Source organism: Kitasatospora sp. NPDC127121 (assembly GCF_042677305.1).
In the GTDB taxonomy this organism is placed as follows: Bacteria; Actinomycetota; Actinomycetes; order Streptomycetales; family Streptomycetaceae; genus Kitasatospora.
This window is the reverse complement of sequence record NZ_JBHXTQ010000056.1, coordinates 38,467-57,505: the sequence shown is the minus strand read 5'-3', so window position 1 is coordinate 57,505 and position 19,039 is coordinate 38,467. Positions and strand designations below refer to the sequence as shown.

24 protein-coding genes are annotated in these 19,039 nt (G+C 72.2%); 7 read left to right on the top strand and 17 right to left on the bottom strand.

Annotation, left to right across the window (positions count from 1 at the left end; translation table 11 throughout):
- Window positions 1-51: 51 nt before the first annotated feature.
- From ACFVHI_RS25275 to ACFVHI_RS25260, 4 genes are all read right to left on the bottom strand, one after another.
- Window positions 52-660, bottom strand: coding sequence for an RICIN domain-containing protein (locus tag ACFVHI_RS25275; RefSeq protein WP_380342963.1), 609 nt, complete (start codon window positions 658-660; stop codon window positions 52-54).
- Window positions 660-1,517 carry a peptidoglycan-binding protein gene (locus tag ACFVHI_RS25270; protein ID WP_380342960.1) on the bottom strand — a complete coding sequence of 286 codons (858 nt, stop codon included), beginning with the start codon at window positions 1,515-1,517 and terminating at the stop codon, window positions 660-662. The genes ACFVHI_RS25275 and ACFVHI_RS25270 overlap by 1 nt, the downstream gene beginning before the upstream one ends.
- Before the next feature lie 54 nt (window positions 1,518-1,571).
- Window positions 1,572-2,471, bottom strand: coding sequence for a CAP domain-containing protein (locus ACFVHI_RS25265; RefSeq protein ID WP_079135680.1), 900 nt, complete (start codon window positions 2,469-2,471; stop codon window positions 1,572-1,574).
- 132 nt (window positions 2,472-2,603) lie between these two features.
- The gene (locus tag ACFVHI_RS25260) at window positions 2,604-5,639 is read right to left on the bottom strand and encodes a BTAD domain-containing putative transcriptional regulator (RefSeq protein ID WP_380342956.1); all 3,036 of its coding nucleotides are present in this window, start codon (window positions 5,637-5,639) and stop codon (window positions 2,604-2,606) included.
- Window positions 5,640-5,771: 132 nt separating this feature from the next.
- Between ACFVHI_RS25260 and ACFVHI_RS25255 the strand changes: the two genes are divergently transcribed.
- Entirely contained in the window at window positions 5,772-7,262 is a 1,491-nt protein-coding gene (locus ACFVHI_RS25255) for a BTAD domain-containing putative transcriptional regulator (protein ID WP_380342953.1), read from the top strand.
- A 25-nt stretch (window positions 7,263-7,287) separates the two neighbouring features.
- Here the strand turns inward: ACFVHI_RS25255 and ACFVHI_RS25250 are convergent, their stop codons facing one another.
- The 11 genes from ACFVHI_RS25250 to ACFVHI_RS25200 all read right to left on the bottom strand — a co-directional run bounded on the left by ACFVHI_RS25250 (window position 7,288) and on the right by ACFVHI_RS25200 (window position 14,486).
- Window positions 7,288-7,758, bottom strand: a complete 471-nt coding sequence (locus ACFVHI_RS25250; RefSeq protein ID WP_063348126.1) for a hypothetical protein — start codon at window positions 7,756-7,758, stop codon at window positions 7,288-7,290.
- Between the two features lie 160 nt (window positions 7,759-7,918).
- Window positions 7,919-8,512 (bottom strand): DUF4157 domain-containing protein, encoded by a 594-nt coding sequence (locus ACFVHI_RS25245; protein WP_380342950.1) that lies wholly within the window; start codon window positions 8,510-8,512, stop codon window positions 7,919-7,921.
- Between the two features lie 159 nt (window positions 8,513-8,671).
- Window positions 8,672-9,850, bottom strand: coding sequence for a methyltransferase domain-containing protein (locus tag ACFVHI_RS25240; protein WP_380342947.1), 1,179 nt, complete (start codon window positions 9,848-9,850; stop codon window positions 8,672-8,674).
- On the bottom strand, window positions 9,847-9,996 hold the full coding sequence (locus ACFVHI_RS25235; protein WP_363371661.1) for a hypothetical protein: 150 nt from the start codon (window positions 9,994-9,996) through the stop codon (window positions 9,847-9,849). Before ACFVHI_RS25235 ends, ACFVHI_RS25240 begins: the two co-directional genes overlap by 4 nt.
- Window positions 9,997-10,114: 118 nt before the next feature.
- On the bottom strand, window positions 10,115-10,963 hold the full coding sequence (locus tag ACFVHI_RS25230; protein WP_380342944.1) for a helix-turn-helix domain-containing protein: 849 nt from the start codon (window positions 10,961-10,963) through the stop codon (window positions 10,115-10,117).
- A gap of 6 nt (window positions 10,964-10,969) precedes the next feature.
- The gene (locus ACFVHI_RS25225; RefSeq protein WP_380342941.1) at window positions 10,970-11,485 is read right to left on the bottom strand and encodes a DUF6879 family protein; all 516 of its coding nucleotides are present in this window, start codon (window positions 11,483-11,485) and stop codon (window positions 10,970-10,972) included.
- A 5-nt stretch (window positions 11,486-11,490) separates the two neighbouring features.
- A complete protein-coding gene (locus ACFVHI_RS25220; protein ID WP_363371654.1) occupies window positions 11,491-11,733 on the bottom strand; it encodes a hypothetical protein in 243 nt (80 codons plus the stop codon).
- A 197-nt stretch (window positions 11,734-11,930) separates the two neighbouring features.
- Complete coding sequence (locus tag ACFVHI_RS25215) at window positions 11,931-12,449, bottom strand: DUF6879 family protein (RefSeq protein ID WP_380342938.1); 519 nt, start codon at window positions 12,447-12,449, stop codon at window positions 11,931-11,933.
- Between the two features lie 275 nt (window positions 12,450-12,724).
- On the bottom strand, window positions 12,725-13,300 hold the full coding sequence (locus ACFVHI_RS25210) for a DUF1707 domain-containing protein (RefSeq protein WP_063348118.1): 576 nt from the start codon (window positions 13,298-13,300) through the stop codon (window positions 12,725-12,727).
- 84 nt (window positions 13,301-13,384) lie between these two features.
- Window positions 13,385-13,585: a DUF397 domain-containing protein gene (locus ACFVHI_RS25205; RefSeq protein WP_380342935.1), complete on the bottom strand. Its 201-nt coding sequence runs from the start codon at window positions 13,583-13,585 to the stop codon at window positions 13,385-13,387.
- 10 nt (window positions 13,586-13,595) lie between these two features.
- The gene (locus tag ACFVHI_RS25200; RefSeq protein WP_380342933.1) at window positions 13,596-14,486 is read right to left on the bottom strand and encodes a helix-turn-helix domain-containing protein; all 891 of its coding nucleotides are present in this window, start codon (window positions 14,484-14,486) and stop codon (window positions 13,596-13,598) included.
- Window positions 14,487-14,672: 186 nt separating this feature from the next.
- Here ACFVHI_RS25200 and ACFVHI_RS25195 point away from each other — a divergent pair, with 186 nt between their 5' ends.
- From ACFVHI_RS25195 to ACFVHI_RS25175, 5 genes are all read left to right on the top strand, one after another.
- Window positions 14,673-15,044: an ATP-binding protein gene (locus ACFVHI_RS25195; RefSeq protein WP_063348116.1), complete on the top strand. Its 372-nt coding sequence runs from the start codon at window positions 14,673-14,675 to the stop codon at window positions 15,042-15,044.
- A complete protein-coding gene (locus ACFVHI_RS25190) occupies window positions 15,044-15,307 on the top strand; it encodes a hypothetical protein (RefSeq protein WP_063348115.1) in 264 nt (87 codons plus the stop codon). The genes ACFVHI_RS25195 and ACFVHI_RS25190 overlap by 1 nt, the downstream gene beginning before the upstream one ends.
- 105 nt (window positions 15,308-15,412) lie before the next feature.
- Window positions 15,413-15,802: a hypothetical protein gene (locus ACFVHI_RS25185; RefSeq protein WP_380342929.1), complete on the top strand. Its 390-nt coding sequence runs from the start codon at window positions 15,413-15,415 to the stop codon at window positions 15,800-15,802.
- Window positions 15,803-15,880: 78 nt separating this feature from the next.
- The gene (locus ACFVHI_RS25180) at window positions 15,881-16,081 is read left to right on the top strand and encodes a hypothetical protein (RefSeq protein WP_380342927.1); all 201 of its coding nucleotides are present in this window, start codon (window positions 15,881-15,883) and stop codon (window positions 16,079-16,081) included.
- A gap of 104 nt (window positions 16,082-16,185) precedes the next feature.
- Window positions 16,186-16,590: a DUF3052 domain-containing protein gene (locus tag ACFVHI_RS25175; protein ID WP_380342924.1), complete on the top strand. Its 405-nt coding sequence runs from the start codon at window positions 16,186-16,188 to the stop codon at window positions 16,588-16,590.
- Window positions 16,591-16,810: 220 nt separating this feature from the next.
- Here the strand turns inward: ACFVHI_RS25175 and ACFVHI_RS25170 are convergent, their stop codons facing one another.
- Window positions 16,811-17,521, bottom strand: coding sequence for a DsbA family protein (locus ACFVHI_RS25170; protein ID WP_380342922.1), 711 nt, complete (start codon window positions 17,519-17,521; stop codon window positions 16,811-16,813).
- A 118-nt stretch (window positions 17,522-17,639) separates the two neighbouring features.
- Entirely contained in the window at window positions 17,640-18,464 is an 825-nt protein-coding gene (locus ACFVHI_RS25165) for a class I SAM-dependent methyltransferase (RefSeq protein ID WP_380342920.1), read from the bottom strand.
- A gap of 138 nt (window positions 18,465-18,602) precedes the next feature.
- On the opposite strand from ACFVHI_RS25165, the gene ACFVHI_RS25160 reads away from it, so the two are divergent.
- Window positions 18,603-18,875, top strand: coding sequence for a hypothetical protein (locus ACFVHI_RS25160; protein WP_380342918.1), 273 nt, complete (start codon window positions 18,603-18,605; stop codon window positions 18,873-18,875).
- Window positions 18,876-19,039: the final 164 nt, after the last annotated feature.

Below are 19,039 nucleotides of genomic sequence, written 5' to 3'. Positions count from 1 at the left end.
CCGGCGGTTGGGGCCGCGGGGGGCCTCGGGCGCACCCCTCTCGGCGAGCCGTCAGCCGATCTTCCAGCGCTGGGCCGGGTCGCTGCCGTTGCAGGACGTCACCGAGGTGAGCTGGGCGACGCCGTTGGACTTGAGGCACTGGCCGGTGGCGGCGTTGCGGATCAGGTACCAGCCGCGGTCCTCGTCGGTCCGGATCCACTTCTGGTTGGCCGGCAGCCAGTCGCCGGCCGGGCGGTTGAGGCCGTCCCAGCCGCCGGGGGTGTCCCAGAGCTGGACGGCGCCCGAGCCGGTGTCGAGGTCGACGACCTTGCCGGCCGAGCCGTGCGAGATGGCGGTGGTGCCGTCGCAGTAGCCCCAGAACGACCAGGTCTGCGCGGCGCTCTGGTTGCCCTGGTAGACGCCGATCCGCTGGCCGTTGACCTCCGTGTTGGCCGGCAGGTCGAGGGCGCCGGTGGCGCCGTTGTAGACGGAGGTGACGGTCTGCAGGTTCGGCGCCAGCTCGCAGCCGGCGGCGTGCGCGGCCGGGGCGGTGACCACGGCCGCCCCCGCGACGGCCGCGACGGCGCCGAGCCCGGCGAGGAACCTGCGGGTACGGGTGACGGGTTTCATCGGGTTCTCCTTCTGGGTGTGGTGGATCCGGGTGTGGTGGAGGTGCGGCATCAGCCGCGCGGGACCTGGAGGGCGTCCCACTGCTTGGGGCCGGGGATTCCGTCGGCGTCACTGCCGGAGTCGCCCAGCTTGTGCTGCCAGTTGCGGAAGGATTCGAGGTCCGCCCCGGACCACTCGGGGCCGGGGCCCTCGGCGTAGGCGGAGCAGCCCTCGGCGACCAGGCGCTCTCCCATCCGGGTGATGACGTCGCTCTTCTGGCCGTCCTGGAAGAAGTCGGCGCCGGGGAAGGGCTCGCAGCCGCCCTCGCTCCCGCCCCCGTCCCCGCCGCTGTCGGCCTGGGGCCGGGCGCCGCCGTTCGGCTGGTCGGCGGCGGAGGCCTCCTGCCCGAAGTAGACCGCCCCCTGGCGGTCCCGCCACTGCGGGTCGGCGAGGATGACGCCGTCGGCGAAGTCCGGGACGCCGTACCCGTACACCCAACTCGACTTGCGGTCGCGGGTCTTGAGGTAGACGCCGTCGCCCTCGGAGCTGCCGTCGTCGTTGGTGTTGCCCTCGACGGTGGTGATGGTGGAGCTGGTGTAGGCGACGCAGATGCCGGTGTGGCTGCCGCCGCCGGGGCCGTAGAACACCTGGCCGCCGATCACCGGGTAGTCGGTGAAGCGGTCGCGGTCCCTGAACCAGGCGACGCCCTCGGCGCAGGAGGCCGTCACCGGGAACAGCCCGGCGTTGCCGGACTGCCGGGCGCACCAGGCGACGAAGGTCGCGCACCAGGCCTCGCCCTGGGACCACTCCAGGCCGGGGACGGCCGGCGAGTACTTCTGGATGTTGTTCCAGTGCGAGCCGCTGCGGCCCTCCTGGTATCCGACCTCGTCTCGGGCGACGCGGATCAGGTCCGCCGCGTTCGAGGACATGAGGGTGGCTCCTTGCTTGCTGTGGCTGCTGTGGCTGCTGGGGGGACGGGGAGGTCAGGCCTGGGCGAAGGTCTGGACGTAGCGGCCCCAGTTGCCGCGCTGGCGGGGGGTGTAGCCGATGCCGATGGAGGTGAAGTCGCGGCCCAGGATGTTGTCGCGGTGGTGCGGGCTGTTCATCCACATCTGCATGGCCTCCGCCACGCTGTTGCCCGGGGTGACGTTCTCGGCGGCCGAGCGGAACTGGAAGCCGGCGGCGTGGATGCGGTCCCACGGGTTGCTGCCGTCGGTGCCGTCGTGCTGGGTGAGGTCGTGGGACGCCATGTCGTTGGCGTGCCGCTGGGCGGCGGCGCTCAGGCGGTCGTCGAGCCGCAGCGGCTGGAGGCCGGCCCGGCCGCGCTCCGTGTTGACGGAGGCCAGCATCTCGGTGCGGAAGTCGCCGCCGGGCTGCGGCTGCGGCTGGGGCTGCGGCTGCTGCTGGCCGCCGGCGCCGCCGTTCTGGCCGCCGGCCGGGATGAGCTGCCAGCGCTGCGCCGGGTTGTTGTCGTCCTGCTTGGTGAGGGTGAGCGGGGCGCCGGGGGCGGCCGCGGTGAGGAACAGCTGGCCCTCGTCGCCGCGGGCGGTCCGGACCCGGAACCAGTCGTTGTCGATGACGTCCAGCACCCAGCGCTGGTTGGGCTGCCCGTGCTCGTTGAACAGCCAGGTCTGGCCGGTGGAGTAGTTGTAGTCGATGACGACGGCCTGGCCGGGGGCGTGCTTGCCGTTGGTGAGCTGGGTCTCCAGGAGCCAGCTGCCGCCGTCCTTGGCCCAGAAGACCCAGCCCTGGGCGGTGGTGCCGTTGGGGCCCCAGGACTGGACCGGGGTGCCCGGGCTGCTCTGGCTGGAGCGCACGTCGGCGACCGTTCCGTTCGCGGACTTGAGGGTCCAGGTCTGACCGTTCTGCGGGAGCGTGGGCATGCGTGGCGCCTATCTTCGGTGGGAGTGGCCCCGGCTCCGCACTGGTGCGGTCCGCGACCTGACGAGAGAGAAGATCGCGGACCGCGGTAGACAAGTGATCAACAAGGGGTGGAGGGCCGTCGGGGACACGCTTTAGGGCTGCGGCAGGCCGTCCAGCAGGGCCCTGGTCTGCTCGGCGTCCTTGGCGAGCCCGAGCCGCTCGTACACCTCCAGCGCGTCCGCCAGGCAGGCGCGGGCCTGGCGGGGGCGGCCGAGGCCGGTGAGTGCGGTGCCCAGGGTGCGCAGCAGCGCGGCCTCCAGGGCGGCGCTGGTGCGGCGGGCGAGCGGCAGCGCCGCCTCGGCGGCGTCGGCGGCGAGCAGCCAGCGCTCGGCCTCGGCGTGGATCCGGGCGGCGAGGTCGCCCGCCGCCGCCGCGAACACCGTCACCTGGAGGGCGGCGAACTCGTCGCGGGCGCCGACCGCGTGGGCGAGCGCCGCCTCCGGGTCGCCGCACAGCCGAAGGACCCGGGCCAGGTAGTAGCGGCCGGTGGCGGCGGACACCGGGCCGGAGCCGCTCATCAGGCGGGCGCCGCGCTCGGCGGCGTCCCGGGCCTCGGCCAGCCGGCCGGTCTGGGCGCAGCTGAACGCGAACTCGCCTAGGGCGCTGCCCTCGGAGCGTTCGGCGCCGAGGCGGCGGAACAGGTCGGCGGCGCGACCGGCGTGTCGGGCGGCGTCGGCGTAGCGGCCGTGGACGCGGGCGTTGCCGCCGAGGGTGAGCAGGGCCTTGGCGAGGACGCGGACCTTCGGGCCGTCGCCGCTGCCCCCGTTGCCGCCGTCGTCGTCCTGGCAGAGCGCGACGGCCTGGTGGATGTCCTGTTCGGACTCGGCGTAGCGGTTGATGTGCCAGAGCATGCCGCCGCGCACGTAGCGGGCGAGGGCGAGCGGGCCGTGGTCGCCGCGGGCGGCGGCCTCGCGGGCGATGCGGTCGGAGAGGTCGGCGATGTCGCTGGTCTGGGTGCGTTCGGCGAGTACGGAGCCCATCCGGTCGGCGAGTTCGGCCGCGCGGTCGAGCGGCAGCGCCGGGTCGGCGCAGCTCAGGGCGATGGCGGCGGCGTGCACGCCGGCCTGTTCGCGCATCCAGCGGACGGCGGCGGGCCCGTCCGTGATCGTCTTCCCGGGGGAGCGGACGGGCGCGTCGAGCAGGCTGAGTTCGACCGGGTCGGCCTTGCGGGCGGCGCGGTCGGCGTTGCGGGCGGTGGCCAGGCAGTAGTCGACCAGCCGGTCGGCGGCGGCGGTGCGTTCGGTGGCGGGTTCCTCGGCGGCGAGCCGGCCGCGGGCGTAGTCGCGGACCAGGTCGTGGAAGCCGTAGCGGCCGAAGCGGGGGGAGTGCAGCAGGTTGAGGTCGACGAGTGCTTCGAGGAGTTCGTCGGTCTCGGTTTCGGTGCGGCCGAGCAGTGCGGCCGCGCAGGGCAGCGGGACGTCGGGGGCGTCGGGCAGGGACAGCAGGCGGAAGGCGCGGGCGAGTTCGGTGTCGAGGCGGTGGTAGGAGAGGGCGAAGGTGGCTTCCACCGTCCGTTCGCCGTCGCTGAGTTCGGCCAGTCGGTGTTCCCGGCGCAGTCCGTCGGCGAGCGCGGCCAGGGTGAGCGCGGGGTCGGCGGCGAGCCGGGAGGCGACGATGCGCACGGCGAGCGGCAGCAGTCCGCAGGCTCGCACGATCTCGTCGGCGGCCACGGGTTCGGCGTCGACGCGGTCGGCGCCGATGATCCGGGTCAGCAGTTCCAGTGCCTCGGCGGGCGGCAGGGTGTCCAGGCGCATCTGGTGCGCCCCGGCGAGGCCGGCCAGTCGGACGCGGCTGGTGACGAGGACGGCGCAGCCGGACGAGCCGGGCAGCAGTGGTTCGACCTGGCCGAGGGTGGCGGCGTTGTCGAGGACGACGAGGACCCGCCGCCCGGCCAGCGCCGAGCGGTAGAGGGCGGAGCGCTCCCCGGTGTCGAGCGGGATCTCGGCGGCGGCCACGCCGAGGGCGCGCAGGAAGCCGGCGAGCACCGTGCCAGGGTCCAGCGGGGTGTGGTCGGCGCCGCGCAGGTCGGCGAAGAGCCGCCCGTCGGGGAAGCGCCCGTGGGCCTGTCGGGCGACGTGCACGGCGAGCGTGGTCTTGCCGACCCCGCCCATGCCGTCCAGGGCGGAGACCACGACGGCTCGCCCGCCGGCCCCGGCGAGGTGGTCCACCAGGGTCTCGACCTCCTCGGTGCGGCCGGTGAAGTCGGCCAGGCCGTCGGGCAGTTGGTCGGGCGGCTGCCAGGCGGGGGCGGGTTCGGCGCGGGCGGAGGCGGATGCGGCGGGGGCGGGCAGCAGGGACGGGTCCTCGCGCAGGATCCGCAGGTGCAGTGCGGCGGGGCCGTCCTCGGCCGTCGGCGCGGCGGCGGCGGCCGTCGACGGCCGGCGGGTGTCCTCGTGCCGGGTGGGCCCGTCCCCGCCGGGCGGCAGCCGGCGGCGGGCGTCCTCGTACACGGCGAGTGCCTCGGCCTTGCGGCCCGCCTGGTAGAGGGCGCGCATCAGGACGGCGGTCAGCCGGGGCCGTTCGGGGTGTTCCAGGGCGAGGGCGGCGGCCTCGGCCGTCAGGCCGGTGTGGTCGCCGATCTCCGCGTCCAGCTCCAGCCGCGTCTCCTTGGCGTGAAGTCGCTGTTCGGCGAGGTGGGAGCGGACGGCCTCGGCGTGCGGCCCGGGCAGTCCGGCCAGCGGTTCGCCGACCCACAGCCGCTGCGCGGCCAGCAGGACCTCCCGGACCTCCTGCGGCGGGGCCTGCTCGTCGCGTAGCCGTCCGGCCGTGGCCAGCAGTTCCTCCCAGCGGGCCGCGTCCACCTCCGCGTCGGGCACCCGCAGCGCGTAGCCGTCGCCGACGCGCACCAGCGGCATCCGCTGCGGATCCGGCCCGGTGTACGGCTTGAAGGCCGACCGCAGCCGGGAGACGGCCAGCTGGACGGCCTTGCGGGGGTCGGCGGGCGCTGCCCCGCCCCACACCCCCTCCACCAGCACCGGCGTCGCCACCGTCCGTCCGGCGGCGCTCAGCAGCACCGCCAGGACGGCCCGCTGCTGCGGCCGGCCCAGTTCGATCTCCCGCTCCCCGTGCCAGGCGCGCAGTGGCCCCAGCAGTCCGAACCGCAGCCCGGACGCCCCGATGTCAACCATGTCCCGTCCCCGAATGTCGTCCGGTGCCCGGATCACGCCACTTCCGTACGGACGGCGGCGCCCCCTGATCCGGTCACCTATGCTCTGTCACGGATTGTGTACTTGAAACTCATGGCTTCGAGGGGTGGGGGCATGGGGCTCGAATTCCGTGTGCTGGGGCCGCTGCGGGCCCGGTGCGACGGCCACGAGATCGACCTCGGTCGGCCGCAGCAGCGGGCCGTGCTGGCCGCCCTGCTGCTGGCCCCGGGCCAGCTCGTGCCCACTGAACGGCTGGTCGAGGGCTTGTGGGGCGAGGATGACGCCCGTTGGCCCAAGGCTCCGGCCGGCCAGATCGGCACCCACGCGCACCGGCTTCGCCGCGCCCTCGCGGCCCCCGGCCTACTGGTCGCCACGGCCGGTGGCTACCGGCTGGAGGTGGATCGGGCCGCCGTCGACCTGTTCCGCTACGAGGACGGAGTGAGCCAGGCCGTCACGCTGCGCTACGACGACCCCCTGCGGGCCCGGGAGTTGCTCGCCGGCGCGCTCGCGCTGTGGGAGGGGCGCGCGCTGGACGGCGTGCCCGGCGGTTTCGCCGAACGCGCCCGCGAACGGCTCGCCGCCGGCCACCACGCCGCCGTCAAGGTGCTGCACGACCTGGACCTGGCGCTCGGCCGGCACACCGAGGCGCTGCCCGCGCTGGACGCGCTCGCCGCCGCACACCCGCGCGACGAGGAGGTGCAGCGCCTCCACCTGCTGGCCCTGCACCGCTGCGGGCGGACGGCCGAGGCACTGGCCGCCTTCGAGGCCCTGCGCGAACGGCTGGACCGCGAGCTGGGGCTCGAACCGGCACCGGCGGTCGCGGACCTGCACGCCCGCATCCGCGGAGGGGGCGCCGAGCTCGCGGCGCCGTCCGCCCCGGTACCGCCGCGGCGGCCCGCCCGGCCCTGCCAACTGCCGCCGGACATCCCCGACCTGGTCGGGCGGGCGGCCCAGGTGCGGGAGGCCGAGCGGATCCTGCGGTCCGGTGTCGGTGATGTCGACGGTGCTGGTGTCGGGGCCGGTGTCGGGGCCTCGCCGGTGCTCGGCCTGTCCGGGCCGGCCGGCAGCGGCACCTCCGCGCTCGCCGTGCACCTGGCGCACACCGTCCAGGACGCCTTCCCGGACGGGCAGCTGTACGCGGCCGGCGAGACGGCGGAGCCGGGCACGGTGCTGGCCGCCTTCCTGCGGGCCCTGGGGGAGCGGCCCGTCGAGGACGCCGGTGTCGGCGAACTGGGCGCACGCTACCGGGCCGCGCTCGCCGGGCGGCGGGTGCTCGTCGTGCTCGACGGCGTCACCGACCCGGCGCCGCTGCTGCCCGCGGTGGCGGGCTGCGCGGCCGTCGTGGCCGGCGCCGAACCGGGCGCCCTGCCCGCCGACGCGGCCCGGCTGGCCGTGGGCCCGCTGGAGCCGCAGGACGCGTACGAGCTGCTGGCCCGGGTCGTCGGCGCCGAGCGGATCCGCCGGGAGCCGGGCCCGGCCGCCGAGGTCGCCGAGCTCTGCGGCTACCTGCCCGTACTCCTGCGGTCGGTGGCGGCGCGCCTCGCCGCCCGCCCGCAGTGGTCCGTCGCCGACCTGGTCCGCTGGCTCGCCGAACGGGGCGCCTGAACGGCGCTCCGTTCGGGGGCGGGGGCTAGTAGAGGTCCGAGGACATCGCCCACATGCGGATGTCGCTGGTGGGCGTGGTGACGATGGGGACCTCGCCGTCACCCCAGTAGATGGCGACGCCGCCGAGCCTCTTCACCACCAGCCGGGCGCCCGGGTGCCCGTACGTGCCGGAGGACCAGCACACGCCCCCGGAGGCGGAGTAGACGACCAGGTTGCCGTCGGACTGCATGACCGCCTTGTACCCGCAGTGGTTCACGTTGGTGCGGGAGTCCCACACGGCCAGCGGGTTCGGGGTGTTGTACCCGCGGTAGACGACCAGGTTGCCGTCGGACTGCATGATCAGCCGGGAGTTCTCGGAGTCGACGTGCCAGCCCGGGTAGAGCGGCTCGTCGTTCCAGAGCGTGTGGGTCGACGGGTCGTACGCCGCCTGCGCGGTGCCGGCCCCCAGCATCGTCCCCGTCAGCGCCAGCGCCGCGGCCGCCACCCCGACGGCCATGCGTCGCACAGTCTTCACTGCCTTCACTGCCTTCATCCCCGGGTACCTCTTTCGTCCATATCGCGCCCGTGAAAGTACGGGGCGCCCCGTGGAAACGACCATGGGGCAAGGCGGTAGACAAACGATGAACGATCCCGTTGATGGGCGGGGACGGGACGGCTCAGCCGCCGTGTTCCTCGTCCTCGTGGGCGGTGGTGTGGCCGGTGTGGCCGGTGTGGTCGGCGCGGTCTGCGGCCGGGCCGGACAGCACCCGCCGGGCGTTGGCCTCGGCCTCGCGCTCGAAGTGGTCGGACGGGTCGCTGATGCTCAGCCCGGAGCCGTTGTCGGAGCCCGCCACGGGGCCCTGCCGCTGCTGGAGGACGTGGGTCAGCTCGTGGGCGAGGGTGTGCCGGTCGCCGCCGCCGTCGCCGATGACGACGTGGTTGCCGGAGGTGTAGGCGCGGGCGCCGATCTCGGCGGCGGAGCTCCGGGCGGCGCTGTCGTCGTGGATCCGGACGTCCGAGAAGTCGGCGCCCAGGCGGGCCTCCATGTCGGCGCGGGTGGCGCCGTCGAGCGAGCGGCCGCCGCTGCGCAGCACGTCGTGGACGGCGGCGCCGGAGCGCTGCACCTGGCCGGCCCGCTGGAGTCGCTGGACGACGGCGGCGTTCCCGACGGACGCCTGGAGGCCGAGCAGTGCGGGTGCTGGTGTCCGGGCGGAGGCGGGAGAGCTGGTCGAGGGGGCGTGCGCCTTGTCGTCACTGTCGCGGGTCCTCATCGGCGTCCCTTCGGGTCGATGGCCGGTGAGTCCTGGATACCCCGCCCACGCCCGGAGCGGTAGGGATGGCGGGGGCAGCAACCCTGCCCCCGGGGGCAGCCCCGCCCGCTGGTCGGGCCCAACGCGCGGGCAGGGCAGGGGTTTTCGATTATTCTGCCGTCAGCCTCGGACCGGCACCGGGTTGCTCGGGTCGTCCAGCCACACCGTGTGGCGGCCAGCTGTGACCGTCAGGCCGAAGCGGTCGAAGTCCGGGCGGCCGTGGCCGTCCCACCAGCGGTAGGCGGCCTCCACCTCGTCCCAGAGTCTGCGCGGGCCGGACTGGTACACCTCGTACGCGGTGCGGTCCCGCTCGTAGTCGGCGGAGGCCCAGGAGCGGGTGTCGCGGCTGTAGAGCCAGAGTGTGTACGCGCCGTTGTCGTAGCGCTCCGTCCGCCAGAACGCGGCGGGTACGCCGGACCCGATGACGAACTGCTCGAACCAGCCGCCCGTTTCCCGGGGGGACAGGCCGGTGGTGCTCCGCACCCCGTCGGCCGGCCACTCCCGGCCGCGCAGGTAGTCCTCGAAGGGCGGCCGGTCCGTGCGCTGCTGGCGTAGCCGCATGAACGCGGAGCCCCCGGTGAACCTTCCGCTCGCGCTCGTCCCGTTCTCGCTCATGGTCAGCCTGACGATCTGCTCGCCGCCGTACTCGGTGCCGAAGGGCGCCACGATGATTCCGCCGGGGGCCGTCTGCTCCAGCCACGCGGGAGGGATCTCCAGCAGGGAGCAGGTGGCGATGATCCGGTCGTAGGGGGCGCCGTCCGACCAGCCGTGTCGTCCGTCGCCCTCGACCACGGTCGGTTCGAGCCCGGCCCGGTGCAGGTTCTCCCGGGCTCCGTGAGCGACGTCAGGGTCGTACTCGACGGTCACCACGTTGTGGCTGCCCAGGCGGTGGGCGAGCAGGCCCGCGTTCCAGCCGGTGCCGGCTCCGACTTCCAACACCTTGTGGCCTGGGCGCACGTCGAGGTCCTGGAGCATCGAGAACACCATGGTGGGCATGGAGCTGGACGAACTCGGCGTCGTGCCGAGCCCGTCGCCCTGGTGGTCTCCGTCGTCCCACTGCGTGGTCAGCGGGATGTCCGAGTAGACGGCCCTCCGCCATGCGTCGGGGTCCTGCGACCGGTACACCACGGGGTTCTGCCGGGTGCCGTCCGAGATGCCCGGCCAGATGCGGTCCGGGACGAACAGCTCGCGGGGCACCGCGTTGAAGGAGGGCAGCCAGTCCGAGGAGAGCGCGCCGCCGGCCACCAGCGCGGAGGCGAGCCCCTGGGGGCCCGCCTCCTGGTGCGTTTCGCTGGTCACTTGCCGCCGCCGCCCGCCGGGCGCTGGCCGTCCGAGGTGTTGCCGCCCTCGTCGGACCCGCCGCCGCCGTGCCCGGCGCCCTTGTTGGAGTCGTCCTGCTGCCCGCCGCCCTTGCCGTCGCCCGAGCCGCCACCGCGCTTGCCCATGGTTTTCCCCTTTCCGTCGGTCGGGTCGGTCGCTCCCTCGGAGCTGCTGGACCCGATGGCAACAAGCTAGGAAAACAGGCTGGTTGGGCTCTACGACGTTGCACGACCTTGCACAGATTCACCCGAGAGAGTTGATCGCCGAGGTGATCAGCGTCCGGGCGTCCGGGCCGTAGACCGCCATGTCAGCCAGTTCGGCGAACGTGTCGGCATACGTCGCGACCTCGCTGGGCTGCGTGATCGTGAGATAGCCCGAGACCAGCTCGATATTGACCTGTGCAACGTCGAAGATCCAGAACCCCTCCACCGGCATCCGTGTCCGACCCGGCTGATCAGGCACGATGCCCAGGCTCACGCTTGGCAGCGAGCCGACCGTGAGCAGGTGACCGAGCTGCTCGATCAGCACGTCAGCGCCGCCGAGTCCGTTGCGCAACACCGACTCCTCCACGAGGAAGGCGAACCGTCGGCCCCCCTCGTGCAGGACGGCTTGACGCTCCATGCGGGCCGTCACCGCTTCGGCCACGTCGTCCACCTCGACCCTGCGGCGTTGCACAGCGCGCAACACCGACTCGGTGTAGCCGCGAGTTTGGATCAATCCGGGCACAAGCCATGACGAGTACGAGCGGAAGCGTCGCGTGCGCTGGTACAGCGGCAAGCGCGCTTCCTGCGCCCGCTTGAGCCCGGAGCGCTCCATGCGCCGCCAGCCGATCCACATGTCCTCGACGGTCCGCAGCGAGGCAATCAGGTCTTCGGCTTGATCTTCTGCCCCGCATGCCTGGCACCACGCCCGGATATCGTCGGCGGACGGGGGAGTCCGGGCGTTGATGATCCGGGACGACTTCGACGGATGCCAGCCGCAGAGATGGGCGATGCCAAGCCCGGTGAGCCCAGCATCCCGGCACAGTTCGGCAAGCCGATTCGCCAGAACGTGACGGGCCTGCTGGGCACTTGAAGAGGGCGAGGCGGTCATGGTGGATCAGTGAAGCCGGTACTCCTCGTGCGGTGTGGCTCGGTCCCACACCGCCTCGAACGCCGACTTCACCAGTTCGACGACGGCCGGCTCGGTGCGCCATTCACGGTCGACGACCTCACCGACACCCGAGAAGTACGTGAACAGCACCGACGACCCGTCGAACAGCCAAAGGTCGGTGCCGGGCAACGCGATGTCGGCCGCTTTCCGGCGGGGAAGCCAACGGATCTGTTCGCCTGCCCGGACGTTCGGGAACGTCACGTCGTGCTCGTATCGGATGTAGTCGGTGACCGGCTCGGAGACGACCCGGGCGCGCCTCATCACGACACCGCGCGCCGTCGTCTCGGTCACCACGTCCAAGAACGGGCGCCACCAGGACGACCGCTCGGCAGCAGGGTCAAGGCGTTTCCCCTGCTGCCATGCGATGAACTCGGGGTCGCTGGGCTGGTAGGCGTCGCGCATCTCAAGATGCACGGCGGAAACCTTGGCCTTGGCCAGGCCCTCAAGTACCGGGTTTGTCATCGCTCCTACTCACTGTCGGGCTTGGGGATGAACTGAAGCATGATCTTGGGAAGCCTGATGATCGTCTCGTGATCGGGCACGTCGGTGGAGTGACCGGGGATCGAACCGATCTCCTGACATGACTTCACTTCGTCGTCCGTGGCCTTGTAGGACTGGATCAGCAGGTCTCCGGTCTCCTCGTCCAACCAGATCGTCGGCGAGTCCGTGTCCGGGGTGTTCGGGATGATGCCGAGGAACCTCAGGGCCATTCTCACTCCCGTAGTCGAGTGGGGTGCACCGGTGTGCGTGAGCTTCACCCTCCCGGTTGATCGCCGTCAAGAGGGCAGTAGGACGTTTGCCGCCCGCTCGTTGGGCTCCAACGAGCGGGCGGGCGGCTGCCTCCTCCTGCGGCACCTGGCTCACGCCGGATTGCCTTGCAGGACGCCGGATGACGCGCGTGCACCGGTCAGTGGAGCTGGAAGTCTTCGTGCGGGACCGCTCGTTCCCAGACGGCCTCGAACGCGGAGTGGGAGAGCTTCACGGTTTGCGGGTCGGTGCTGATCTCGTCGTCGACGAAGTCGCCGTCGCCGCTGAAGTGGTGGACGACGAGCAGCCGACCGTCGATGAGCCAGAAGTCATTGCCGGGGAGCGCGAGGTCGGTCGTCTGCCGACGCGGAAGCCAGCGGACCTGCTCGCCGGAGGCGATGTTCCGGAACGTGATCTCGTGTTCGAACCGGATGTACTCGCTCACCGGTTCCGAGACCACGCGGGCGCGTCGGACCTCGATGCCTCGGGCGGTGGTCTCGTGGATCAGCTGCAGCCATGGGTTCCACCACGACGAGCGGTCGGCCGGATCGTCCCGGTGCCCGTCGAGCCAGCGGAGGAACAGCGGGTCGTCCCGCATGTAGCCGTCGCGCATCTCAAGGTGAAGCGCGGAGTGGGTGCAGGATCGCAGCAGGTCCTCAAGTGGGGGATCTGTGGGCATCGTTCACCTCCGGGAAGAACTGCGTCGTTCGCTTGGGAGATTCGACCACGACCGCGCGCCTTCGGGAGCCGATCTTCGTGAGACGGCCGGGGGTTCGCGCGCAGCGGAGATGCTTGGGGGGAGGTCACCGACGTGGTCGTGCCGGAAGGCTGGAACTGGCCAACGGCGCGTCATGGCGGACTCTTTGAGGTCCGTAGGCCTGCCGAGAAACGAGATCGCCCGCTCGTCGGGATCGATGAGCGGGCGAGGGTGTGTAGCTGTGGAGTGGGCCTGCCTCAAGCGCCGAAGAGGCGGCGGCGGGGAGGGCGCGCGACGACCGAGGCGTGTTTGAGGGTGCCGGTGAGCTCGATCCGGAGCTGGGGCCTGGTGGCGTCGCCGCCGCCGTCGGAGCGCTGCTTGACCTTGGAGAAGACCAGGGTGAGACCGTCGGTGTCGAGGGTGACGAGGCCCGGCGGGCTGATGATGAGCAGCTTGCCGTGCCGCAGGGAGACGTCGATCAGAAGGGTGTCGGCCGTGATGACCGCCTCGGTGAAGTCGAGGACGACCGTGCAGTGTTTCGGCCGCAACTCGATGTGCCGGGGGACCACCCAGCGTCCGGCCCGGGTGTACTTGCCGCCGCGCTGGTCGATGACCAGCACGTCCTTCGGCACGGCCACGGCCGACGCGAAGCTCGGCAGGTCGGTGGTCAGCTCGGCCAGTTCGGCGAGCGTCCGGGCCGAGAGCGCGGCTTCCAGCCGGGTTTCGAGTTCTTCGGGGGTGAGCCGGCCGTCTGCGGCGGCGACCTGCAGCGTTTCTACGATGCGGTCCCGGTCCTGATGGGATGCCCGTAGCGCGGGCAGGTCTCTCGACATGGGTCCACGCTAACCCAGGGCGGGCGGCCCGGAACAGGGAGTTGGGCGGAGGCGGTCAGCACCAAGTGTGCTGACCGCCGGGGTTCAGGCGAGGTGGTCGAACTCGCCGGCCTGGGCGCCGAGGACGAAGGCGCGGAGTTTGGGGGCGGTGGTGGTGATGATGACGTCGGGGTCGTCGGATTCGCGGAGGTGGAGGATGTCGTCGGCGCCGTAGGCGAGTTCAACGCAGCTGCCGCCCTCGTTGGAGCCGCTGAACGATGACTTTTGCCAACGGAGGTCGGACATCGGACGCCTTTCAGGTTTGCAACAGGTAGAGAAGATGTCGAATGAGGCCCCACGAATCACGGGAGGAAAGCGTAGCCAGGGACTGAGCTGTGCTGACAGGAGGTAGGGCCAGTTCACTCAGCTGGTTGAAGGTCTTCCGGTAGGTCTCGATCGAACGTTGGTCGCCAAGATACTCGGTGTGGCTCGGGTGATCCACGACGATCGTGGAGAGCTCGGGAGCCCCGGGGTCCAGGAAGACGAACTGGCTGGTGTAGGGCGGCTTCTTCGCAGCGGTAAACGGCAAGACCTGGATGCTGACGTTGGGCAGCTCTGAAATCTCCAGTAGATGCACAAGCTGTTCCCTCATCGCAGCGTCGCCGGGGAATCGCATGCGCAACGCTGTCTCGTGGATGACGAATCGGAACTCGCGGCGTGGCAAGTCTGTGAGAATGCGCTGTCGCTGCTTGCGGAAGTCGATTTCGGCTGCGACATCCAACTTGCGATGCTGGTCGGCATCTTCGTAGATCGCCTCGATGTAGGCGGGTACTTGGAGAAGCCCGGGTACGTGGAACGTCTCGAAGTTGTCGATCAGGGCGGCGTCGTGTTCTGCCTCCGCGAGATCAAGAAGCAAGGTTGGCAGACGGTCGGCAGACTCCGTCCACCAGCCCTTCCCATTACTCCGGCCCATGTCGGCGATCTTTGCGCGGAAGACCGGATCTGTGCAGCCGTATGCGTCGAGCCAGATCTCAAGGCGTTCGGGGTTGAGAGTGATCCGACCGGCCTCGGTGTGGCTCACCGCCGGACCCTTCATGCCCACCAGTGCCCCCGCTTCGGGTGCAGACATCCCAGCTGCCGCCCGTAGGCGCTGCAGCTCTTCCCCGAAGCGCCGTTGCCGCTGGCTGATCGGCCCTTTGTATGCCACTACCAGTCCCTCCTTGTCGGTGCAGTGTTCCGCATGAGTCCAGCCGCTCGCCAACGCTGAGCTAGGGCAGTGTATGCATCCTTGCCTGTTCGATTGCATGGATGCCAGACATTCCCCTACTCTCAGTGTTGCACCGGTCACATGACGGATCGTCAGTGACTCCCCCTCTCCCTCCCGGGGTCTCTCATGCGTGCTTCCAACCCTCCCGACTGGACCGCCGCCCGCACCGAACTGTGCGACCTCCTCACCACCGCCGGCTGGCCGCCCCCCACCATCTGCGACGCCGAACTCGCCCTCCACGAACTCTTCTTCAACGCGTGGAAACACGCCGGGAGCCTCGCGCCCCTCGTCGTGCTCTCCCTCCTGGAGCGCAGGCTCCGCGTCTCGGTCTGTGACGACAGCCAGACCCTCCCGCCCGAGCCGTGCGCCCCGGCCGACCCCTACGCGCTCTCCGGTCGAGGTCTGCACCTCGTCCGTTCCCTCGCCCACCGCTTCGGCGCCGACCTGCGCAAGCAGGGCAAATCCGTCTGGTTCGAGCTGCAGTTGGACGCCGCCTGATGCCCCTTCCCCGCCGCCGCCCGATGCTCCCGACAGACCCCCGGATCCGGTACTACACCGACGACCACATCCGCACGCTCCTCGCCGAAGTCGACGAGCGCGGCCGCAGGTTCGGCCTCATCTTCCCCTCCGCCACCATCGACCGCACCATCGACGGCCGCGTCCTCGTCCGCTTCAACACCGCCCCGGCCTCCACGCTCCTCAACCTCCTCTCCCTCCTCCTCGCCGCCGACCGAGACCGCGAAGACCCGTGCGCTTTCTGATCGCCGCTGCTTTCGCCGTCCTTCTCGCCCTGGCGATCGCCACCGTCGTCCTGGGCGTCATCACCGCACTCAACGTTGCAAAGCCCGACGAGGAGGACCCCTGACATGCCCGACCCGGACCCGGACCCCGACTTCGGCCCCAACCCCCTGGCCAACCTCCTGGCGAACGCCCTCGCCGCGACCCACTACGCCGTCGCCGCCGCCTTCAACACCCTCGCCCCCGGCGTCGCCCAGCCCGTCCCCGACGACTTCGACTGGCGCGAACTCGAAGCCTTCATCTTCCACTTGGGCTTCGCCGCCGACGACTCCGACGCCGCCCTCAACCTCTACCGCCTGGTCACCGCCGTCCAGCGCATCGCCTACCGCGAGGCCGCCGGTCGCAACGCCGCCGGGCACCCCGCCCGCCTCAACCCCCACCTCAACCCCGGCCCCAGCCCTGCCCCCAACCCCCGCCCGTCCTCCGTCGGATTCACCCGTCGGGGTGGTGCCGGGTGAATGCCACCGACCGCGCCCCGCGCGGCCCCTAGCGTGGGCAGGGCCAAGCGCCAGCCACCCCAGGGGAGGGGACCCGACGTGTCCGACGTCGCCGAATACCTGCTGCTCTACGTCGAGGGCGACGCAGTCGTGGCGCACGACGCCGACCTGCACCCGCACACGTTCCCCCTCCCGCCCGGCGAGCTGGGCGCCACCATCACCCGGGCCGATGCCGCCGGGGGCGCCCAACTCCTGCTGGCCGTCAGCTCGTCCGGGATCGTCTCCTGCCGCGAGATCTGACGCACCGTCAATCTCCGGGCGTGTTCAGCGCCGACCACCGTCCGCGTCTGATTGGCTACCCGGATGCGAGGCGACAGGCGCCTCCAAGTCAAAGGAACACCGGCATGACGACAGAGCGCACCAACCCGGCGGCCCGGCTCGGGTTCCAGTCCGGGCAGGTCGTCCAGGAGATCGGCCACGACGAGGACGTCGACCAGGACCTCCGCGAGGGCATCGAGTCGATCACCGGCCAGGACCTCGTCGACGAGGACTACGACGACGTGGCCGACACCGTCCTGCTCTGGTTCCGCGAGGACGACGGCGACCTCACCGACGCCCTGGTCGACGCCATCGGTCTCCTCCAAGAGGGCGGCATGATCTGGCTGCTCACGCCGAAGTCGGGCCGGGACGGCTACGTCGAGCCCGGCGACGTCAACGAGGCCGTCCAGACCGCCGGCCTCTCCTCGACCAAGGCCATCGGCGCCGCCCCGGACTGGGCCGGCACCCGCCTCATCGCCCCCAAGCGCTGACATCCCCGGAGCGGGAAGGCGGCGGAGCAGGAAGTCGGCCCCGCCGCCGTCCTGCTCCGCGCCCCGCACCGCACCGCAGCGGGAGCGCGCCCCCCTCCGGGCCCCCCCCCCTTGGGGGCGGCACCCCCCCCATCCCCCCCACCCCCCATCCCCCCCGGGGGGGGTACGGGGGCGCCGGCGTAGGTCGCCCCCGCCGACTTCCTGCTCCGCGCCCCTCACCTCACCGCTGCGGCAGCTCGCACCCGTCCGGCCCGCACGCCTCGCCGCCACCGCCGCCGACCAGCAGGGGCACCACCGTCCGACTCTCCCAGGCCTGCTCCAGGGCCGCTGTGAACGTCTCGGCCGGCTGGGCGCCCGAGACCCCGAGCCGCCGGTCGAACACGAAGAACGGCACCCCGGTGGCGCCCATCGCGCCCGCCGTCGCCTCGTCCTCGCGCACCGCCTCCGCGTAGGCGTCCGGATCGGCCAGCACCGCCGCCGCGGCCTCGCCGTCCAGCCCGGCCTCGACGGACAGTTCCACCAGCCGTCCTTCCGCGAAGGCGGATCGCGCGTCGGCGAAGTTGGCCCGGTACAGCGCGTCCAGCAGCTGCCCCTGTCGCCCGTGGTCCTTGGCGAAGTGCAGCAGGCGGTGCATGTCGAAGGAGTTCGCAGCGTCGCGTCCCTCGCGGAGGTACGCCAGGCCCTCCCCGTGTGCGTTGTCCGCGATCCGGGCCTCCGCCGCCTCGGCCTGCTCCAGGCTGAGCCCGTACTTGGCGGCGATCAGCGGGACGACCGGCCGCGCCTCGGCCGGCGAGTGCGGGTCGAGCTCGAAGGAGCGGTGGACGACCTCCACGTCCCCACGGTGGGGGAAGCGCTCCAGGGCCTGCTCGAACCGGGCCTTGCCGATGTAGCACCACGGGCAGTTGATGTCGGTCCAGATCTCCACGCGCACGGCGTCGCTCCCGTCTCCAGCCGTGCGGGGCCTTCCCGCACCCGGCTCCGTGGCCAACGCCGACGACCACCTGAATATTTCTCGTGATGAAATATTCAGGCGCCCGACGGGATCGGCCTCACCGCCGCCGCGCCGTCGCGAGGTGGATCCTGAACCCGTACGGAAGGTGCCCGTCCGCCGGGCCCGACGCCGCCCGGGCCTCCGTGAGGAACGCCTCGTGCAGGACGGCGCGGGCCTCCTCGTCGAGCGGGCCCATGTCGTAGACGCCGGACACGGCCTCCCACACCCGTTCCGCCGGGCCGCCGAGGTCGATGAGGACCGTCTCCCACCCCACCGGCCCGAACCCGGCCGGCCTGAGCAGCCCGGCGAGGCCGTCGCGGCTCCGCGCCCGCCGGTCGCCCAGCGCCGGGATGCGGCGGTCCGCGGGGAGCGCGGCGAGGGCGGCGGACAGCCGCTCGCCGAACCGCTCATGGACCTCGCCGCCGACCATTCCGCCGCCGAGTACGCACGCGAGCAGCCCCCCAGGGGCGAGCACCCGGGCGATCTCGGCGGTGACCAGTTCCAGGTCGCCCATCAGCATCAGCGCGAGGTGGGAGACGCAGGCGTCGAACGCGCCGTCCGCGAAAGGGAGTTCCTGTGCCCGTCCGACGGCCAGCCGGGCGCCCGCCAGGGCCGGTCGGCGGCGGGCCAGCGCGAGCGCCTCGGGGGACAGGTCGATCCCGGCCAACTCGCGACCGCTGGTCCCGGCGAGTAGTTCGAGCAACAGCCCGTCGCCGCAGCCGAGGTCGAGCACCCGGCGGCTCCCGGCGGCGCGGTCGCGGAGGACCTGGTAGCTGGTCCTGCCGTCCGAAGCCCTGGCGCGGCCGAGCACGTCCGAGGTCAGCGCCGGATGCTCGGCGTGGAAGGCCTTCAGGAACGCTTCCTGCGATGCGGTCGTCGTCATGTCCCCGAACGTAGGTACTCGGCGCCCCGCCCGCAGGCCGTTCCGTGGATCGGCGATGACGAAGGGGAATACGCCATCGCCGCCCCGCCGCACGGCAGTTACCGTGTCGGTGACAGCCCGAACGGAAGGCGGACAAGGATGGGAACCTCCGCGCACGTCATGGCGCCGCCACTCGTCGCGGTCGCGGTGCTCCTGCTCGCCGTCAAGTGGGTCAGGCGGCGGCGGGACGGCAGGCCCGTGCCCCTGCTGCCGCGATCAGGTCCGGCCTGGGCGGGCGCGTTGGCCGCCGTCGCGTTCGTGCTGGTCACGGGCGGTCTGGCCGGCCGGGCCGGGGACGCGGTCGTGCCGGCCGTCGCGCTCGGGGGACTGGTCGGGGCCTTCGTGGACCTTCGCTTCGACGCCCGGCGATGACGTCCGGCGATGACGTCCGGCGCTGACGCCGTCCCCGGCCGCGCCCGCCAACCGACCCGTGGGGGGGGAGTATGCACATGACCGAGACCCCGCCAAGCCCCCCCCCCGCGGCGGGGGTGTTTTCGGCGCCCCCCGGGGGGGGGGGGGGGCGCCGGGCACTGGGG

What these genes read in the sequence shown, in the direction of transcription:
- ACFVHI_RS25220 (WP_363371654.1), bottom strand. Translation starts at nt 11,733, where the DNA reads ATGGCCCTGAGGTTCCTCGGCATCATCCCGAACACCCCGGACACGGAC.
- ACFVHI_RS25245 (WP_380342950.1), bottom strand. Translation starts at nt 8,512, where the DNA reads ATGAGGACCCGCGACAGTGACGACAAGGCGCACGCCCCCTCGACCAGC.
- ACFVHI_RS25255 (WP_380342953.1), top strand. Translation starts at nt 5,772, where the DNA reads ATGGGGCTCGAATTCCGTGTGCTGGGGCCGCTGCGGGCCCGGTGCGAC.
- ACFVHI_RS25265 (WP_079135680.1), bottom strand. Translation starts at nt 2,471, where the DNA reads ATGCCCACGCTCCCGCAGAACGGTCAGACCTGGACCCTCAAGTCCGCG.
- ACFVHI_RS25190 (WP_063348115.1), top strand. Translation starts at nt 15,044, where the DNA reads ATGCCCCTTCCCCGCCGCCGCCCGATGCTCCCGACAGACCCCCGGATC.
- ACFVHI_RS25205 (WP_380342935.1), bottom strand. Translation starts at nt 13,585, where the DNA reads ATGTCCGACCTCCGTTGGCAAAAGTCATCGTTCAGCGGCTCCAACGAG.
- ACFVHI_RS25275 (WP_380342963.1), bottom strand. Translation starts at nt 660, where the DNA reads ATGCCGCACCTCCACCACACCCGGATCCACCACACCCAGAAGGAGAAC.
- ACFVHI_RS25235 (WP_363371661.1), bottom strand. Translation starts at nt 9,996, where the DNA reads ATGGGCAAGCGCGGTGGCGGCTCGGGCGACGGCAAGGGCGGCGGGCAG.
- ACFVHI_RS25230 (WP_380342944.1), bottom strand. Translation starts at nt 10,963, where the DNA reads ATGACCGCCTCGCCCTCTTCAAGTGCCCAGCAGGCCCGTCACGTTCTG.
- ACFVHI_RS25250 (WP_063348126.1), bottom strand. Translation starts at nt 7,758, where the DNA reads ATGGCCGTCGGGGTGGCGGCCGCGGCGCTGGCGCTGACGGGGACGATG.
- ACFVHI_RS25195 (WP_063348116.1), top strand. Translation starts at nt 14,673, where the DNA reads ATGCGTGCTTCCAACCCTCCCGACTGGACCGCCGCCCGCACCGAACTG.
- ACFVHI_RS25175 (WP_380342924.1), top strand. Translation starts at nt 16,186, where the DNA reads ATGACGACAGAGCGCACCAACCCGGCGGCCCGGCTCGGGTTCCAGTCC.
- ACFVHI_RS25225 (WP_380342941.1), bottom strand. Translation starts at nt 11,485, where the DNA reads ATGACAAACCCGGTACTTGAGGGCCTGGCCAAGGCCAAGGTTTCCGCC.
- ACFVHI_RS25210 (WP_063348118.1), bottom strand. Translation starts at nt 13,300, where the DNA reads ATGTCGAGAGACCTGCCCGCGCTACGGGCATCCCATCAGGACCGGGAC.
- ACFVHI_RS25185 (WP_380342929.1), top strand. Translation starts at nt 15,413, where the DNA reads ATGCCCGACCCGGACCCGGACCCCGACTTCGGCCCCAACCCCCTGGCC.
- ACFVHI_RS25260 (WP_380342956.1), bottom strand. Translation starts at nt 5,639, where the DNA reads ATGGTTGACATCGGGGCGTCCGGGCTGCGGTTCGGACTGCTGGGGCCA.
- ACFVHI_RS25270 (WP_380342960.1), bottom strand. Translation starts at nt 1,517, where the DNA reads ATGTCCTCGAACGCGGCGGACCTGATCCGCGTCGCCCGAGACGAGGTC.
- ACFVHI_RS25215 (WP_380342938.1), bottom strand. Translation starts at nt 12,449, where the DNA reads ATGCCCACAGATCCCCCACTTGAGGACCTGCTGCGATCCTGCACCCAC.
- ACFVHI_RS25165 (WP_380342920.1), bottom strand. Translation starts at nt 18,464, where the DNA reads ATGACGACGACCGCATCGCAGGAAGCGTTCCTGAAGGCCTTCCACGCC.
- ACFVHI_RS25160 (WP_380342918.1), top strand. Translation starts at nt 18,603, where the DNA reads ATGGGAACCTCCGCGCACGTCATGGCGCCGCCACTCGTCGCGGTCGCG.